Raw genomic sequence first — 16,904 nt, 5'->3', positions numbered from 1 at the left:
CCGGCAGAATGATCCCATCTGAATGTCCGTTGCTATGACAACAGTTCCTTGAATGTACCGTTCCCTGCCAAAAGTGTCTCGGGTGTTCCGTCTTCCACCAATTTACCCGAATCGAAGACGATAACGCGATCGAACATCATCGCCATCGCCGGGTTCGTCACGACCCACACAATTGCCGGCGAATGGCCGTCGCGCCTGGCTTCCTCGAGCACGTTCCGCAAAATCTTGTCCTGCATGCGCTGGTCGAGCGCCGACAGCGGCCGGTTGAGAATGAGAAAATCAGGACGCTTGAGCAGGGCCCGGGCAACATCGAGCTTCTGTCGCTGTCCACTGGTCAGCCGCCTGCCGCCGGAGCCGACGTTGAAGTCCATGCCGACATCCAGTAGTTCGGCATAAAGCCCAAGTTCGTCAAGAATGTCATAGACGATGGAGCGTATGCGGTCCGGCGCGTCGGGATGGTTGTTGCCCACACGCCCGAACAGGACATTATCCATGACGGTGGCCGCGGCAATGTATTTGGCGGGATCATACCGTTCGATGGCATTCTGCAGCTCGGGCGGCAGGTTTTCATAGAACAGGTTGCGTGCAGCGACGATCTTGCTCATCAGTTCGTCGCTCAGCAGGCCGAAGCGGTGACGGGGCTCGATATAGGCAAAGCTCAAGGTGACGATCATGGCGCGGTCGTTCTCCGAAACCGCCTCGTGGGGACGGTTCTTGAGCCGTTGCAGCAAGGTTTCGTAGGTGGGTATCTCCTCGGCGCTCATGAAGGCGAGTTGCTGGAAGAACTGGTGATCGGGCGGCAGGTCGGCAAACAGTTCGATCGCCTGTTCGGCGATCTCCATGCCCATTTCGTAGAGCGTGCGTTCGAGGCCGGCTTGCCTCAGCACAGAAGCAAAATAGGGATTGGCCGCCAGAGCCCTGTCGGCCAGTTCGGGGCCGGCGGCAGCGCCGAAGAGCAGGTTTTGGCCGATCGTTGCTTCCTTGTTGTAGGCGCCCGGTTCGAAAGGAACCACCAGTCCGCTCAGCCCTTCGTGTTCCAGCTGGGTTCGCAGCGCCGCACGCAGTTCGACGATCCGCCTGGCAAGCTCGGAGTGACGCGTGAGGTCGGCCGAAGAGCGCAAGCCAAGATCCAGGATATCGCGCGATAGAACAACCGCGTCGAGTACCCGGCGCACGGCCTCAAAGAGGTCGTGCGGGCCGGTAGCGCCGGCGGAAGCATAGTTGATCCAGTCGCTGTGGATATCAAGATCCGGATTGCCCGACAGGCGCGCCTCGTGCATGTTCCAGCGGTGCTGGTCTGCCGCAGCATCGTCATAAGGCACCGATGTCAGCGGCGCATGCTTCAGCCCGTAGAGCAGGTTATCGCGTAGGCTTGCCTGGAACAGGAAAACATCCGACGAGGCATAGGACATGCGCCGGCCGGTCACTGCTTCGGGGAGTTCAAGTAAGTCGTCGGCGCCCGAAGCGACCCTTCCGCTGTCGGGCCAGTTCAGCCGCGCGAAGGCTTCTGCAAGCGCCTCGGCTCCACCTGTTGCGGTACTGAGCAGCGCCACCGTCTCACCCGGCTTGATCTTGAGGGAGACACGGTCGAGGAGCATGGCACCGCCATCATCCGCTATAGACAGACCGATCGCCGACAGGGGTTTGGTCATCGGATCGGGATCATCGATCGTCAATACCCCGATTCTCGGCGCAATGAGCCGATCGACGGTGAATTGTTCAACGACCTGCTGATATTTGACCTGGATATCCTGCCGCGCCTGATCCCAGTCGATCAGTTCCTTCATCGGTCCGGGCAGGTCCTTGTAGGCGCCGATCACGGCCACGAGCTGACCGACGTCCAGCCGCCCCTGGATGACCAGATACCCGCCGATCATGTAGAACAGAAAGGGCGTGACCTGCGCGAGAAAATTGTTGAGGAATTTCACCATGAATTTCCATTGGTAAAGATCGAAGCGGATCTTGAAGATGAGCCCGAGCCGGGCAGCTATGTCGGCGCGCTCGTAGTTTGATGTGTCGTGGACGTGAACCGCGCCGATGCCGTCGACGATTTCGCCAACCCGGCCTGAAAGCGCGCGCGCCGTCAACTGCCGTTCGCGCCCGAGCACGATCAGCCGCCGCCGCATTCGCGGGATGAGCACGATCTGGAACGCCACGATCCCGGCCGCAATCATTCCGAGCCAGAAATTCTGGACCACGATGAACAGCATGGCCGTCAGCGCCTGGCCGCCGAGCAGCACCGGTTGCACGAAGGCATCGCCGATGAAGCCGCCCAGCGGCTCCACCTCGTCCTTCACCATGGTCGCCACTTCGGCGGATTTCACCCGCTTGAAGTAAAACGGCGGAAACCGCAGCACACGATCGACCAGATCGAAGCGGATTCGCCGCAGCATGCGTTCGCCGAGGCGGCCCTTGTAGGTGTTGATATAGAGTTTGAACAGGCCGTTGATGACGACCAGCAAGAGGAACACAAGGCTCAGCGCAAACAGCGTCGCCACGCGGTCGAGCTGAAAACCGGAGAAGAACTGGACCTCTCCGATGAACGGCAGGTTATAGTGCAGCCTCATGAATGGCTGGGTCGCGCCCGGTTGCTCGAACCCGCTACCTTGGATCGGGCCGTTGATGATCAGCTTCGGCAGGTCGAAGGACATGAAATACGGGATCATCGAAAGCACGACGATCATCAATATCCAGAGCTGCTGCTTCTTGGTGTGCGTCCAGATATAGCGGGCTAGGCTGGGTTCCATATGCGGCTGTGGACCCTTCAGTTGGAGCGATGCAGGATGCAAAAGCACCTGCTGGCGAATGGCGTATCGGCAATTTCTTCGTCGCCAAAGACAAACTCGAAGCTGCAGCGCACGGAGATTGTCCTGCGCTCAACGATGGAAGGAACCTGCGAGGCGGCGCGATCCAGTTCCGGCGCATGGTCGATGACAACGACATGGGCATTGCTGATCATCGAAGAAGGCGGCTGGCCAAACGGTTCGCGGCTTCGGTAGGGTTTCGGCGAATAGCCGAGCAGCACAAAGCCGCAGCTGAGCGGCTGGTGCTGGCGAATGGACGCCGATGGTCCGGACAGATGCAACAGGCTCTCTCCGGCACCGGGCAATGGCGAAGCGGCTTGCAGCATAATGACGTCCGCGAATCAACAGCCTTCCGGGAGGCAAGATTGCGTTGTGTCGCCCGAAATCCCAACCTACAAGACGAATATGATGGATGTCACGCAACCACGCAATGCCGGCATGGACTGGCACGAGCAAGCCTTTGACCTGACGCGGGGAATTGCTGCCTATGTCAACTGCCCCCTGGTGGCAGGGCTGGCGCGCGTCATCACCAGGCATCCGAACGCCGATATCGCCAACGCCTTCAACCACAAGCAGGTCGCCTGCAAGATGTGGGCGCTCGACAGGTTGTTCGAAAGCTGCGGCGGCCGGTTCGGGCGCATATGGGTTCTGGGTGGATGGTACGGCGTATTGCCGGCAATGCTTTTCAACGACGCCCGCTTCGACGTCGCGGCGGTCGATAGCATCGACATCGATCCCGAAGTCGCGCCGGTCGCCCGGACCCTCAACCGGGAAGCCGGCGACCGGTTCCGGGCGCTGACGGCAGATATGTACGCACTCGACTATGCGGCCGGGCGGCCCGACCTGATGGTCAATACGAGCTGCGAACACATAGCCGATCTGCGCGCCTGGCTTGCTCTGCTTCCGCGGGGCACAGCTGTACTGCTGCAATCGAACGATTATTTCAGCGAGCCGACGCACATCAACTGCGTGGCTTCGCTTGCAGCCTTCGAAGCAATGGCGGCGTTACGGGAGGTGCGGTTCTCCGGCGAACTGCCGACAAAAAAATATACGCGCTTTATGCTGATTGGAACTGTTTGACGCATTTCGCGCGGTTTGGGACAACCACATGCATAAACGAGGAGTTGAAGCGCGTCGCACGAACCTCGCCAGACGCGACGCGCGTTAGCATCTATCGTCTGTTTTGATCATGAACTTCTCCGAAACCGGGCCCCACTTTTAGGGACCATGTTCGATACCGCTGGCGCAGAATTTGCGCCGAGCGATGCGCGCCCTCCAGATCGAGACGATGCGCGGCTGGCGTCGGTCCCGCAAGCGCCTGTTCGATCGCTTGCGCCAAACCTTCAGGCGTTAGGTCCTTCTCCATCAGCACCGTTGCAAGACCGAGTTCTTCGAGCCTCAGGGTGCGAACCGTCTGTTCGGTTTCCCCGCCGGCTGCAAATGGAACGAGCAGAGAGCGACAACCCGCGCGCAGGACATCGCAGACCGTGTTGTAACCCGCCTGCGAGACCGACAGGCGGGCGCCGGTCAGCAGGCTGGCGAAATCCTCGCGGAACCGGAAGATGGACAGGACCGGCGAGGCATCGCGTGTGATCGCGTCAAACTCGTCTTTCGGCAGGTTGGGGCCGCTGATCAAACACCATTTCCCAGCGTTGTTGGCATGCCGCGCCGCTGCGATGGTGGAGCTGACAAGGCTCTTTCCGGCAGCCCCGCCGCCAACCGACACCAGAACGTCGAACCGCGCGGAGGCCGCGGGCGATGGCGGCGCGGCAACGAGCCCTGTGTAGGTGACCTCGGCCTTGATCGCCCCAGCCAGTGGAAATGTCTTGTCGATGGTTGCGAAAGCCGGATCGCCGTGGACCATGACAAGGTCGAAATGCCTGTTGATCAGATCGACCGTTTCCTCGTTTCGGCCCGGCTTGACGCGCTCCTGAAGGATATCACGGACGGACGTCGCCAGCAGCGGTCTGGGCGACGTCGCGTCGATGGCCTCGATCAGCGGCAGGAGTTCGAAACGCATCTGCCGGCGTCCAAATGGAAACGCCTCGACAATGACGATATCAGGCCTGCAATCCCGGAACGCCTGCAGCAGCATCTCTGAACGCCATCTCTTGAAATCATCGTCGATGGGTTTGCCCTGCAGGTCGACAAGTCCGGAAAATCCTTCATCACCGGAGGTGACAGGTGGCAGGGTTACAGATTTCACACCCACTCCCGGAAACCCCGCGATCGGCGCTCCGCCGGTCACGACGGTTACGTCAAACCCGTCGTCGACCAGAGCCGCCGCAATGCGGCTGGCGCGCGCGAGATGGCCGATGCCGAGCAGGTGCTGGACATAGAAGAAAGCCCGCAGCCGCTTCATTCGGCGGCCCGCCACTCCCGCTCGAACAGTTCCTTGAGCTGTCCAATGCTTGCCAAATGATCGAAATTACCGCGCACGCGCCGCTCTGCGGCGTCGCCGAGGCGGGCGCGCAGCACGGGATCACGGATCAGGCGCTCCAGCGCCTGCGCCAGGGCAATTGGGTTTTCCGTCGGAACCAGCAGCCCGGTTTCATCCGGCGATAGAAGCTCCGGCACGCCGGAAATATCGGTCGACACGCAGGCAAGCCGCTGGCTAGCCGCCTCCACCAGGACATTCGGCAGACCGTCCCGGTCGCCATTTGCGGTGATCCTGCAGGCCAGGGCGAAGATGTCGGCGCAGCGGTAGTGCTCAAGCACCTCCTCCTGCGCAAGCGCGCCTTTCCAAAAGACGCGGCCATCCAGGCCGAGCTTTTGCGCCAGCGCCTTGAACCGTTCTAGTTCCTCGCCGCCGCCGATATGCTCGAAACGCCACGCCAAATCACCAGGCAAGAGGGCAAGGGCCTCCAGCAACGTATCGTAACCTTTCTTTTCAACGGCGCGCCCCACACTCAGAATGATAACCGGTTGGTCCGGCGCCGAGCCGTCATGCTGTTTTCGCGCCTCGCCGAAACTGCCGAAGCGATCAAGGTCGAGCCCATGATAGCTCAGATGCACAGACGCGTTGCCGTTAGCGAGTTTTTTCAGACGGTCGAAGCCGGTTTTCGTGCAAGTTACCGTCCAGCGGGCCGAGGAAAGCTTGCCAGCCAGATCCCAGTCCGCCGAAGTCCAGATGTCCTTGGCATGGGCCGAGCAACTCCAGGGCAGGCCACGAAGCTGGCTGGCATAGCGCGTCACCGATGCCGGTGTATGCGCGAAATGTGCGTGCAGCCAGCCCGCGTCTTCCGGCCATTCGGCCGCCAGCACGAGCGCTTGCCCGAAGCGGCGCGCGCGATTACGCGTAAAGTCGCGGCCGAGGTCGATAGCCAGCGATCCGAGCGCGCGCCAGAAGCCCGGCCGAAGCAGATAAGCAAACAGGGAGCGAACCACGCGCAGCGGCTCTTCATGCAGATATTCCGGCAGATAATGGACGGGCGCTTTGATCTCGTCATGCACGGGGTGGCGTTTTGCGTCGGTCGGCCGCCTGAGCGCGAAGAGTATCAGGTCGAACCCCGCACGCTCCAGACCGAGCAGTTCCTGCGCGATGAAGGTTTCCGACAGCCGCGGATAGCCCTTCAGAACCACGACGATCTTGCGATGTTGCAACTCAGATCATGCCTTCAATGACCGAAAGGTGATGGCCGCCCCGCCGGTCGAGCAGTTCCGAGACGATTTCAGAAATGTGAGGCAGCCCTTCCAGCGTCAGATGCGGATGGCTCTGCGATGGGCCGGGCCGGGCCGGCAGCACCTCCAGCGCATTGGCAAACCGCTGGGAATCCTCGGCTTCTTCCGGCAAAAGCATCTCAATGAGGCCGAGTTCGGCTGCGCGCCGTGCTCGAATCAGTTGTTCCTCGCGGGGCTTGACGCGCGGCACGATCAGCGCCGGCTTGTCGAAAGACAGTATCTCGCAATAGGTGTTGTAACCGCCCATCGCCACGACCGCCTTAGCGCCGGCAATGAGATCTTCCATGCGGTTGTCGAACTCGATGATCTTGATATAGGGGATCTTGGCCCCCTTCTTGAGCAGCTTGTTGCGCTTGCGCGCCGGCATGTAAGGCCCAAGCACGATCAGCGCCCTATGCTGCAATTGCGGATCCTGCTGATAGGCATCGATGACACTGTGGATCAGGTCGCCGCCGTCACCGCCGCCACCGGTGGTAACGAGGATATAATCGCCGTCGGGCCGGTGGCCGGGCAACTCGTTCTTCTGCAGGCTCCGTTGCAGGAAACCGACGAACTTCATCTTTGCTCTGACAGCCGGCGGCACGTCCAAACCGATCAGCGGATCGTAGAAATCCGGCGGACCATAGACCCAGACCTTGTCGTAGAACAGGCCTATCTTGCGCATCACATCCCTGTGTGCCCACTCTGCTTCGAGCAGATGCGGCGCGTCCATCACCTCGCGCAGGCCGAGCACGAGCGTGGTGCCCCGCGTCTTAAGGTAGGACAGCGTGTCCTCGATCTCACCGCGCAGGCCAAGCGGTTCCTTGTCGACGATGAAGATATCCGGCCGGAAGGTCTCGGCTGTGTGGCGGATGATCGACTGGCGCATCCTTAGCGTCTCATGCAGATCGATATCCTTTTCCAGCGAGGTGTATTCGCCGTTGCGCAACTTGATGACGCTGGGGATCTTCACGAAGTCGACACGGGCGCGGTAGTCGAAGGCGCCAGCGATAGTCGCACCCGAAATGATAAGCACCTGAAGTCCGCGGAAATCCTCGACCAGCGAATGCGCGATCGTCCGGCAGCGCTGCAAGTGGCCGAGCCCGAACGTGTCGTGGCTGTACATGAGAATTCGAGCATTTTGTACGTGCTGGGTCATTGTTGAACGTCTTTTGGAATTCTCGCCTGAGGACCGTGGACGACCCCGCACGAAACCATCCTCGCGGGTCTGCCGACCTGTTTTGGAGCATGACGGCGCAATTATCAATTACCCAAGAGGGTCCATATGCAGAAGCCAGGAAGCTGCGTCTGCTCAGCTGCCACGCTGGTCCAGAAGAACCTGCATCATTTCTGGTCTTGATCATCTCGGATTGGCAGCGAAGATTCGGATAAGGCGGCGTTGGCAGAAATAGACGTTTCCAAGGTTGGGGTCGAGCGTTCGAATCGCTTCATCCGCTCCAAGTTCTCTCAAGGGAATCAAGCTATTGAGAGGCGCCTTTCGGGACGCTTTTTGCTTACAAGGCCAGCTTTGCCGCCTCCTGAAAGCCGATGTCCGAGTGACCAGGTTGACGGTCTCTCTCGCGCTAAAAGCAGCCATCAAAGGGTGACAGGTCAGCGCTATTTGTCATCTGTCCAAAATCTGCCCCTGCTGATAACCGGCGCTTGCATACATGCCAGTGGTTCTGAATTCTGTCGGACTGACGCCGAAGCCACGTCGGAATACCTTGGCGAAGTAGTTGGGATCTTCGAAGCCGCACATGCCGGAAATATCCTTCACCGGAAGGTCGGCGGACATGGTCAGTAGCTTTGCGGCGCGGTCGAGGCGTCTGTTGAGGACGAACTCAGCCGGAGGAATACCTTCATGCGCTGCGAACACACGTGAGAAATGCGCGCGACTGAGACCGGAAAGCCGCGCCAGCTCATCGACCGGCAACGGCAGATGCAGATGCGCACCGATATAGTCAGTCACCTGACGCACTACCGAATTCTCCGCCACGTCATTTCCGTGCGTTTCGAACACGTCGTCATAGAGTGCCATGGCCGCCTCGTAGGAAATTGCCGAGGCGCGTGCCGGCGTTGAGCCGTCGCCTTTGACCAGCCGGTAGGCGCAGTCGGCCAGATTATCGACGGTCGCTGCCCGAAGGCTGAACACCGGTCCTTTCGTTGCTAGGACTTCTCTATGGATGCGCAACGCTTCCGCCCCATGCATCGATATCCAGAAAAACTCCCAGCGCCCGCCTTTTTCGACCCAGTAGCGGTGCGAATGCGGAACAACCAACAGCATCGTCTCGCCCGGAGCGATGCGGTAGGACCTGGTTCCGTAACGCAGGTTTCCGGTGCCGCTGATGGTGTGCTGTATCACTGTGAACGGCGTCTGCCCGCGCCTGCGGCCATCCCAGCTATAGCCGGCATCCGTTCTCACGTCGTAGCCGGTGCTCGTCGGCATGGTGTGCAATCGCTGCCGAGCGCGCGGCAGGGAAATCATTTTCATCACCGGTCCAAGGTCGACGAGTTTTTGCAGCACAAAATTACCCTACAAAGCACATCTACGCCCTACCGGAGGGGCGTGATCTTACGCATATTGACCAAAAAACAAAAGAGATGAGGATGAAACCCCGGTTGCACGCCGCTTGGTTGCGTGTCTTCCGAATAACACGCCTGGACTGGATTTCTACGAACCGATTTTACCTATCGTCCAATCCGCTTGCGGAGAAGGTTCGAATGAGCAGATTTAAGATCGCAATCATTGGCGCGGGCAGCGTCGGTTTCACCAAGAAGCTGTTCACGGACATTTTGTGTGTGCCGGAGCTGCGCGACATCGAGTTCGCACTGACCGACATCAGCGAGCACAATCTCAAGATGATCGAGTCAATTTTCCTGCGGATCGTCAAGTCGAGTCAGCTTCCTGCACGGGTGACCGCGACGACGGACCGCCGCAAGGCGATCGAGGGCGCGCGCTACATCATTAGCTGTGTGCGCGTCGGAGGTCTCGCCGCCTACGCCGACGATATCCGCATCCCCTTGAAATACGGCGTCGACCAGTGCGTCGGCGATACGATCTGCGCCGGTGGCATTCTCTACGGCCAGCGCAACATCCCGGTCATTTTGGATTTCTGCAAGGACATTCGCGAATTGGCCGAGCCAGGCGCCAAATTCCTGAACTATGCCAACCCGATGGCGATGAACACCTGGGCGGCGATCGAATTCGGCAAGGTCGATACGGTCGGTCTCTGCCATGGGGTCCAGCATGGGGCCGAGCAGATTGCCGAGATCCTCGGCGCCGGGGAAGGCGAGCTCGACTATGTCTGCTCCGGCATCAACCACCAGACCTGGTTCGTCGACGTTCGCGTCAAGGGCCGCAAGATCGGCAGGGATGAGCTCGTCGCCGCCTTCGAGGCGCATCCGGTCTTCTCGCGGCAGGAGAAACTCAGGATCGACGTGTTGAAGCGCTTCGGCGTCTATTCGACCGAAAGTAACGGCCACCTGTCGGAATATCTGCCCTGGTATCGCAAACGGCCTGAGGAGACTGCCAAGTGGATCGATATGTCGGACTGGATCCACGGCGAAACCGGCGGTTATCTGCGCTATTCGACCGAAACCCGGAACTGGTTCGAAACCGAGTTCCCGCAATTCCTCGAAGATGCAGGAAAGCCCTTCGATCCCGGGCGCCGCTCGAACGAGCACGCCAGCCACATATTGGAGGCGCTCGAGACCGGTCGGGTCTATCGCGGTCACTTCAACGTCAAGAACGAAGGCGTCATCACCAATCTTCCGTCCGATGCAATCATCGAATCGCCTGGTTTCGTCGATCGCTTCGGCATCAACATGGTGGCCGGCATCACGCTTCCGGAAGCCTGCGCCGCGACCTGCATTTCGTCGATTAATGTCCAGCGCATGTCCGTCCACGCGGCAATCTCCGGCGACATCGACCTCCTGAAACTGGCCGTGCTGCACGATCCGCTGGTTGGCGCCATCTGCACGCCGGAAGAGGTCTGGCAGATGGTCGACGAGATGGTTGTGGCGCAAGCGCAATGGCTGCCGCAATTCGCCCATGCGATCGACAGCGCCAAGGAGCGGCTGAGCCGCGCGACGGTAAAAACGCGGGAATGGAAGGGCGTTGCCCGCCGCGAGGTTCGCTCGATCGAAGAGATCAGGGCCGAAAAGGACGCATTGCGCGCGGCCGGCTGAGACATTGGTTGCGATAAGCCAATGTTCCGGAAAACCGGGCGGCCAGGATCGTGCCTCGGCGAATGCGCTCGGGCAGCACGGCACTGTCATCCGAGAAAGCGGAATACCGCTTCTGAGAAAGCGGAATACCGCTTCGATCGAATGCTTGTAGGAGGAGAGCCAGGCCATCGCGGCAGGCCCGAAGCATAAGGGAGAGACCAGGACAATGAACATTTTTGGCCGCATGAAAACCGCCGCCGCGCTCCTGTTTGGTGTATCGGCGTTCGCGATCCAGGCCGTGGCCTCCGAGCCGACGATCGTGCCGGAACAGCCGCCGTTTCCGGCGCAAGGCAAGATCAATTACGTGCCGCGCGATTCAATTCTGGAATTCAAGGCGCTATCCGAATATCGCGAGCCGGAGTGGGTCACCGAAAAATTCGTCAAGACCGGGAAACTGCCTCCGTTGGCCGAGCGGCTGCCGAAGGAGCCGATGGTCTTCAAGACAGGCAACATGCCCGACGGGATAGGCGTCTATGGCGACACTATGCGCCACGTCATCGGCGGCCGGCCGGAAGGCTGGAACTACAGTGCCGGGCAGACGCAAGGCTGGGGCGGCATTGACATTGCGATGTTCGAATGCCTGACGCGCACCGCGCCGCTCTTCCAGGTCGATGCCAAAGACGTCGAGCCGCTGCCCAATCTTGCCCGGAGCTGGGAGTGGTCGGAAGACGGCCACACACTGACGATGAAGTTGATCGAAGGCGCTAAGTGGTCCGACGGAGATCCCTTCGACGCCGATGACGTGATGTTCTATTGGGACGACAATGTCGTCGATCCGAACGTCTCGCCGCTGAACGGTGCAACACCGGAAACGTTCGGAGAAGGCACCACCCTGAAGGCGGTAGACAAATATACGATCGAATGGACTTTTAAGGACGCGTTCCCGCGCCAGCATCTCTATGCGATGGCCTATGGAACCTTCTGCCCTGGCCCCTCGCACATTTTGAAGACCAAGCATCCGAAATATGCGGGCACCACCTACGACGAGTACAAGAACGGCTTTCCGCCGGAATACTTGAATATGCCCGTCATGGGCGCCTGGGTGCCTATCGAATACCGTTCGGACGACGTCATCGTGCTTCGCCGCAATCCTTACTATTGGAAGGTGGACGAAGAGGGAAATCAGCTGCCCTATCTTAACGAACTGCACTACAAGCTTTCGACCTGGGCCGATCGTGACGTGCAGGCGATCGCCGGGTCCGGCGATATCTCGAACCTGGAGCAACCTGAAAATTTCGTGGAATCGCTGAAGCGCGCCGCACAGGAAACGGCTCCCGCGCGGCTGGCCTTTGGCGCCCGGCTGATCGGCTACAATCTGCGCATGAACTTTTCAGCCAATGGCTGGGGCGAGCCGGACGAGCGGGCGCAGGCCGTACGCGAGCTCAACCGCAACGTCGATTTCCGTAAGGCCGTGACCATGGCCATCGATCGCAAGAAACTCGGCGAATCCCTCGTCAAAGGACCCTTCACCGCGATCTATCCCGGCGGCATTTCCTCTGGCACGAGCTTTTACGACCGCGCCTCGACGGTGTACTACCCGTTCGATCTGGAAGGCGCCAAGGCGCTGCTGGAGAAGGTCGGGTTGAAGGACACGGACGGCAACGGCGCCGTCAACTTTCCGGCCGGTACAGCTGGCGGCTCGGACGTACAGATCGTGCTTCTGGTGAATTCCGACTACAGCACCGATCGCAATCTCGCGGAAGGTCTGGTCGGCCAGATGGAACAGCTTGGCCTCAAGGTCGTGCTCAACACAATCGATGGCGCGAAGCGCGACGCAACCCAGTATGCCGGGCGCTTCGACTGGCTTGTTCGCCGCAACGAGCAGGAACAGACCTCAGTTGTGCAGAACACGACCCAGCTTGCCCCGACCGGTCCGCGCACGAGTTGGCATCACAGGGCAGGAACGGACGGCACGGTCGATCTGATGCCGTTCGAACAGGAACTCGTGGACGTCGTCAACAAGTTCATCTCCAGCAACGACAATGACGAGCGGGCTGATCTGATGAAGCAGTTCCAGAAGGTCTCGACGACGAATCTCGATACGATCGGCCTGACAGAATATCCGGGTGCGCTCATCATCAACAAGCGCTTCTCTAACATTCCGGAAGGCGTGCCGATCTTCATGTTCAATTGGGCGGAGGACACGATCATCCGTGAACGGGTCTTCGTCGCTGCCGACAAGCAGGGCGACTACGAGCTGTTCCCCGAGCAGCTTCCGGGCAAGCCCGGTGAAGGCGGTCCGATCAACTGACCGCAGTCGATTTCCCCTCCGGCGAGCATCCGCCGGAGGGGAGGTTGCGAATTGAACCGTGGAGATACCGCGCCTCGTGAAGGAGCAGATCGCCCACGAGCCACAAGAGAAGCAAACACGATCATGTTCAGATTTCTGCTTGTGCGTATCGCCTCGGCGATTCCTGTCCTCTTCGTCCTGAGCGTCGTGACGTTCGCGATCATCCAGGCCCCGCCGGGCGACTACAGCGACTATGTGCGCTCGCAACTGATCAACCAGGGTGGCGCATCCTTCGAAAAGGCCGACGCCCAGGCGCAGGCCTACAAGATCGCGCATGGCCTCGATAAGCCCTTGCCCCTCCAGTACGTCAACTGGATCACGGGCATCGTCACCCGCGGCGATTTCGGCCACAGTCTCTTCTACAACAAGCCTGTCGCCGATGTGGTCGGCGAACGTTTGCCCCGTACGCTGGCGCTGGCGCTCGTCTGCCATATCCTGGCTTCGGTGATCGGCATCACCTTCGGCGTTTTGGCGGCAACCCGGCAATATTCCTGGGTGGACAGCCTGCTGTCGGGTATCTCGTTTCTCGGCATGACGATACCGCGATTCCTGATGGCGCTGATTATCGTCTATATCCTGGTGTTCCACTTCAATGTCACTGAGATCAACAGTTTCCATTCCGCTCGCTACGGCGGGGCGCCCTGGTCGTGGGGCAAGTTCGTCGACCTGGTCAAGCATGTCTGGCCGGTCATCGCGATCGCCACTTTGGGCGGGCTCGCCTACAACATGCGCGTCATGCGGGGCAATCTTCTCGATACGCTGAACGCCCAATATGTCGAAACGGCTCGGGCCAAGGGCCTGAGCGAGGGCGCGGTGGTCATGCGCCACGCCGTGCCGAACGCGCTGCATCCGCTCGTGATGTATCAGGGCGTCGTGCTGCCCTACATGCTGACCGGCGAGATCGAGACCGCGATCATCTTCGCCCTGCCTACGGTCGGCCCGGCCATCGTCGGCTCGATGTGGGTCGGCGACGTCTATGTCACGGCGACCTTCATGCTGGTTCTGTCGGTGACGCTGATCGTCGGCAACATCATCGCCGACATGCTGCTCGCGGCACTTGACCCGCGCGTTCGTCTTGGGGGAGGGGCCGACGCATGAAAGCCGACGTCCAATCCGTAGTCTGCGCCTCCGTGCCGCCGGCCAAAGGCAACGGCAATGAAACCTATACCGCGCTTGTCTGGCGCCGTCTGAAGCGATCCTGGACCGGCATGATAGGGCTGATCCTTGTCTGCCTCCTGATGATCATGACGATTTTCGCGGAGTTCTTCGCACCCGTCGATCCGAAACTGACCGGCGTCGGTTTCGCGCCGCCGCAGACAATCAGCATGACGGATCGGGAGGGGAACTTCGTCTTTCCGCCGCGCAGCTATCCGATTCGTGAAACAGATGAATTCGACCCCGTCACGTTCCAGCCGATCGTCGGCCCCGACTACGATAACCCGCAGACGCTCGGCTTTTTTGTCAAGGGGTTCGGCTACAGGCTATTCGGACTGATCCCGGCGCAGCGGCATTTCTTCGGCGCCACCGACGGAAGCCCGGTCAATTTCCTCGGCACCGACAAGTTCGGCCGCGATGTGCTGTCGCGCATCATCTACGGCTCGCGCATTTCGCTGATGATCGCCCTGACCGTGGTGTTCATCATCACGGTAGTCGGCACGACGGTCGGCATGGTGTCCGGATATTTCGGCGGAAGGTTCGACGCATGGGTGCAGCGCTTCGTCGAACTGGTGCTCGCCTTTCCGCAACTGCCGCTCTATCTCGCGCTCACCTCGCTGATTCCGGTGACGGCGCCGACCAATGTCTTCCTCGCGTTCGTCATCTTCGTGATGTCGGCGCTCGGCTGGGCACAGCTGTCGCGCGAAGTTCGAGGCAAGACGCTGGCGCTGGCGCGGATCGACTATGTGCGGGCGGCGATGGCGATCGGCGCAACCGACCGCCGGATCATCTTTCAGCATATTTTCCCCAACGTCATGAGCCACGTCATCGTCGCCGTCACGCTGGCGATCCCCAATGTCGTGCTGCTTGAATCCTTCCTCGGCTTCCTCGGTTTCGCGGTGAAGCCGCCGCTGATCTCCTGGGGGCTGATGCTGCAGGATACCGCGACATACTCCGTCATTGGGTCCTATCCCTGGATCCTTGCCCCCGTGGGTTTCGTGCTGGTCACCGTCTTTGCGTTCAATGCGCTGGGCGATGGTCTTCGCGACGCCGTCGATCCCTATTGAGAAGGCCGGCACCATGGCTCTGACGGAAAAGACCTCGATGGCGCCGGACGAACGTCACGATCATGCGGTGAGGACCGGCAGTCCGATCATCGACGCCCGCAATGTCGCGGTGACCTTCAAGGTAGAAGGCGGGACGGTCGACGCGGTCAAGGATGTCTCGTTTCAGCTCTATCGCGGCGAGACCATCGCTGTGGTGGGAGAATCCGGCTCCGGCAAGTCGGTGACGGCGCGCACGGTCATGGGCTTGCTCACCAAGCGCGCCGCCGTGGCCGTGCACTCGCGGATCGAATATGATGGGAAAAATGTGCTGAAATTCTCCGACCGGCAGCGCCGGGCGCTGCGGGGCGACCGCATTTCGATGATATTCCAGGAGCCGATGAGTTCGCTCAATCCGGTCTACACGGTCGGCGCGCAGATCATCGAGGCGATCCGCGTTCATCAGAAGATGAGCCGCAGGCAAGCAGCGGAGCGTACGCTGGAGCTGTTGCGGCAGGTGCAGATTCCGGACCCGGAAAGCCGCTTCAACCAATATCCGCACCAGCTTTCAGGCGGTCAGCGCCAGCGCGTCATGATCGCCATGGCGCTCGCCAATAATCCGGACGTACTCATCGCCGACGAACCCACGACGGCACTCGACGTCACCGTGCAGGCGCAGATCCTCAACCTCATCCGTGATCTGCAGCAGAAGCTCGGTATGGCGGTAATCCTGATCACTCACGATCTGACGGTCGTTCGCCAGTTTTCCGACTACGTCTATGTCATGAGCCAGGGCGAGGTGAAGGAGCACAACACCACTGAAGCGCTCTTCAAGAACCCGCAGCATCCCTATACACGCCATCTTCTGGCGTCCGAACCAAAGGGCATGGCCAATCCGACGCCGGTGGACTCAGCCGTCATTCTCGAGGGCAGCAATGTGCGGGTGTCGTTCATGCTGAAGCATGGTGGGTTCTTCAAGCCGCGGCTCAAGGAACTCGTCGCCGTCGACAGCCTCAGCCTAAAGCTTCACCGGTACGAAACGCTGGGGCTGGTCGGCGAATCCGGGTCCGGCAAGACGACGTTCGGGCAGGCGCTGGTGAAGCTTCTGACGGCCGACGGCGGCGAAATCTTCTTCGACGGCGAACCGATCCACGCAAGGACACGTGACCAGATGCGGCCGCTCAGATCGCGCATGCAGGTCGTCTTTCAGGATCCGTTCTCCTCGCTCAATCCGCGCATGTCGGTCGGCCAGATCATCGAGGAGGGGCTGATCGTCAATCGGCTCGGCGACGACAAAAGTGATCGGTTGCAGCGCGTGGAGCAGGCGCTTGTCAGCGCCGGGCTTCCGCACAACATCCTGTCGCGCTTTCCGCACGAGTTTTCCGGTGGCCAGCGCCAGCGCATCGCTATTGCGCGGGCAATCGCACTCGAGCCGGAATTCATCCTGCTCGACGAGCCGACATCGGCGCTCGATCTCTCCGTTCAAGCCCAGATCATCGACCTCCTGCGCAAGCTGCAGGACGAGCGCGGACTGAGCTACCTCTTCATTTCCCACGATCTCAAGGTCGTACGCGCGCTCTGTCATCGGGTCGTGGTGATGCAGCACGGTAAAATCGTCGAGGAGGGACCCGTCGACGAGGTTCTTTCCCATCCGAGGACCGCCTACACTGAACGGCTCGTCAGGGCCGCGTTCGAGGTAGCCGCGTAAATCGCAGACAAGAGGCG

12 protein-coding genes are annotated in these 16,904 nt (G+C 60.3%); 6 read left to right on the top strand and 6 right to left on the bottom strand.

Annotated elements, in window-relative coordinates; all coding sequences use genetic code 11:
• Positions 1 to 32: 32 nt before the first annotated feature.
• Both AC0L28_RS04000 and AC0L28_RS03995 read right to left on the bottom strand, forming a co-directional pair.
• Entirely contained in the window at positions 33 to 2,747 is a 2,715-nt protein-coding gene (locus tag AC0L28_RS04000) for an ABC transporter transmembrane domain-containing protein (protein WP_473475656.1), read from the bottom strand.
• A 17-nt stretch (positions 2,748 to 2,764) separates the two neighbouring features.
• A complete protein-coding gene (locus AC0L28_RS03995) occupies positions 2,765 to 3,025 on the bottom strand; it encodes a hypothetical protein (RefSeq protein ID WP_287375542.1) in 261 nt (86 codons plus the stop codon).
• Positions 3,026 to 3,212: 187 nt separating this feature from the next.
• Between AC0L28_RS03995 and AC0L28_RS03990 the strand changes: the two genes are divergently transcribed.
• Positions 3,213 to 3,884 carry a class I SAM-dependent methyltransferase gene (locus AC0L28_RS03990; protein ID WP_128173811.1) on the top strand — a complete coding sequence of 224 codons (672 nt, stop codon included), beginning with the start codon at positions 3,213 to 3,215 and terminating at the stop codon, positions 3,882 to 3,884.
• 91 nt (positions 3,885 to 3,975) lie between these two features.
• Here the strand turns inward: AC0L28_RS03990 and AC0L28_RS03985 are convergent, their stop codons facing one another.
• From AC0L28_RS03985 to AC0L28_RS03970, 4 genes are all read right to left on the bottom strand, one after another.
• Positions 3,976 to 5,166: a glycosyltransferase family protein gene (locus AC0L28_RS03985; protein ID WP_473475653.1), complete on the bottom strand. Its 1,191-nt coding sequence runs from the start codon at positions 5,164 to 5,166 to the stop codon at positions 3,976 to 3,978.
• Entirely contained in the window at positions 5,163 to 6,407 is a 1,245-nt protein-coding gene (locus AC0L28_RS03980) for a glycosyltransferase (RefSeq protein ID WP_023797957.1), read from the bottom strand. Before AC0L28_RS03980 ends, AC0L28_RS03985 begins: the two co-directional genes overlap by 4 nt.
• A gap of 1 nt (position 6,408) precedes the next feature.
• Positions 6,409 to 7,623 carry a glycosyltransferase family protein gene (locus AC0L28_RS03975; RefSeq protein ID WP_023797956.1) on the bottom strand — a complete coding sequence of 405 codons (1,215 nt, stop codon included), beginning with the start codon at positions 7,621 to 7,623 and terminating at the stop codon, positions 6,409 to 6,411.
• Positions 7,624 to 8,088: 465 nt separating this feature from the next.
• A complete protein-coding gene (locus AC0L28_RS03970) occupies positions 8,089 to 8,955 on the bottom strand; it encodes an AraC family ligand binding domain-containing protein (RefSeq protein WP_473475843.1) in 867 nt (288 codons plus the stop codon).
• Between the two features lie 230 nt (positions 8,956 to 9,185).
• Here AC0L28_RS03970 and melA point away from each other — a divergent pair, with 230 nt between their 5' ends.
• The 5 genes from melA (at position 9,186) to AC0L28_RS03945 (ending at position 16,887) form a co-directional block, all read left to right on the top strand.
• Positions 9,186 to 10,652 carry an alpha-galactosidase gene (melA, locus tag AC0L28_RS03965; protein WP_473475650.1) on the top strand — a complete coding sequence of 489 codons (1,467 nt, stop codon included), beginning with the start codon at positions 9,186 to 9,188 and terminating at the stop codon, positions 10,650 to 10,652.
• Positions 10,653 to 10,857: 205 nt separating this feature from the next.
• A complete protein-coding gene (locus tag AC0L28_RS03960) occupies positions 10,858 to 12,942 on the top strand; it encodes an ABC transporter substrate-binding protein (RefSeq protein ID WP_128173702.1) in 2,085 nt (694 codons plus the stop codon).
• A gap of 123 nt (positions 12,943 to 13,065) precedes the next feature.
• On the top strand, positions 13,066 to 14,079 hold the full coding sequence (locus tag AC0L28_RS03955; protein ID WP_128173701.1) for an ABC transporter permease: 1,014 nt from the start codon (positions 13,066 to 13,068) through the stop codon (positions 14,077 to 14,079).
• Complete coding sequence (locus AC0L28_RS03950) at positions 14,076 to 15,203, top strand: ABC transporter permease (RefSeq protein ID WP_128173700.1); 1,128 nt, start codon at positions 14,076 to 14,078, stop codon at positions 15,201 to 15,203. The genes AC0L28_RS03955 and AC0L28_RS03950 overlap by 4 nt, the downstream gene beginning before the upstream one ends.
• A 13-nt stretch (positions 15,204 to 15,216) precedes the next feature.
• Positions 15,217 to 16,887, top strand: a complete 1,671-nt coding sequence (locus tag AC0L28_RS03945; RefSeq protein WP_287227688.1) for an ABC transporter ATP-binding protein — start codon at positions 15,217 to 15,219, stop codon at positions 16,885 to 16,887.
• The last annotated feature ends 17 nt before the right edge of the window (positions 16,888 to 16,904 follow it).

This window comes from Mesorhizobium sp. WSM4847, from assembly GCF_055811335.1.
Note: the sequence above shows the minus strand (reverse complement) of the source record. Positions and strands in the feature narration are given on the sequence as shown.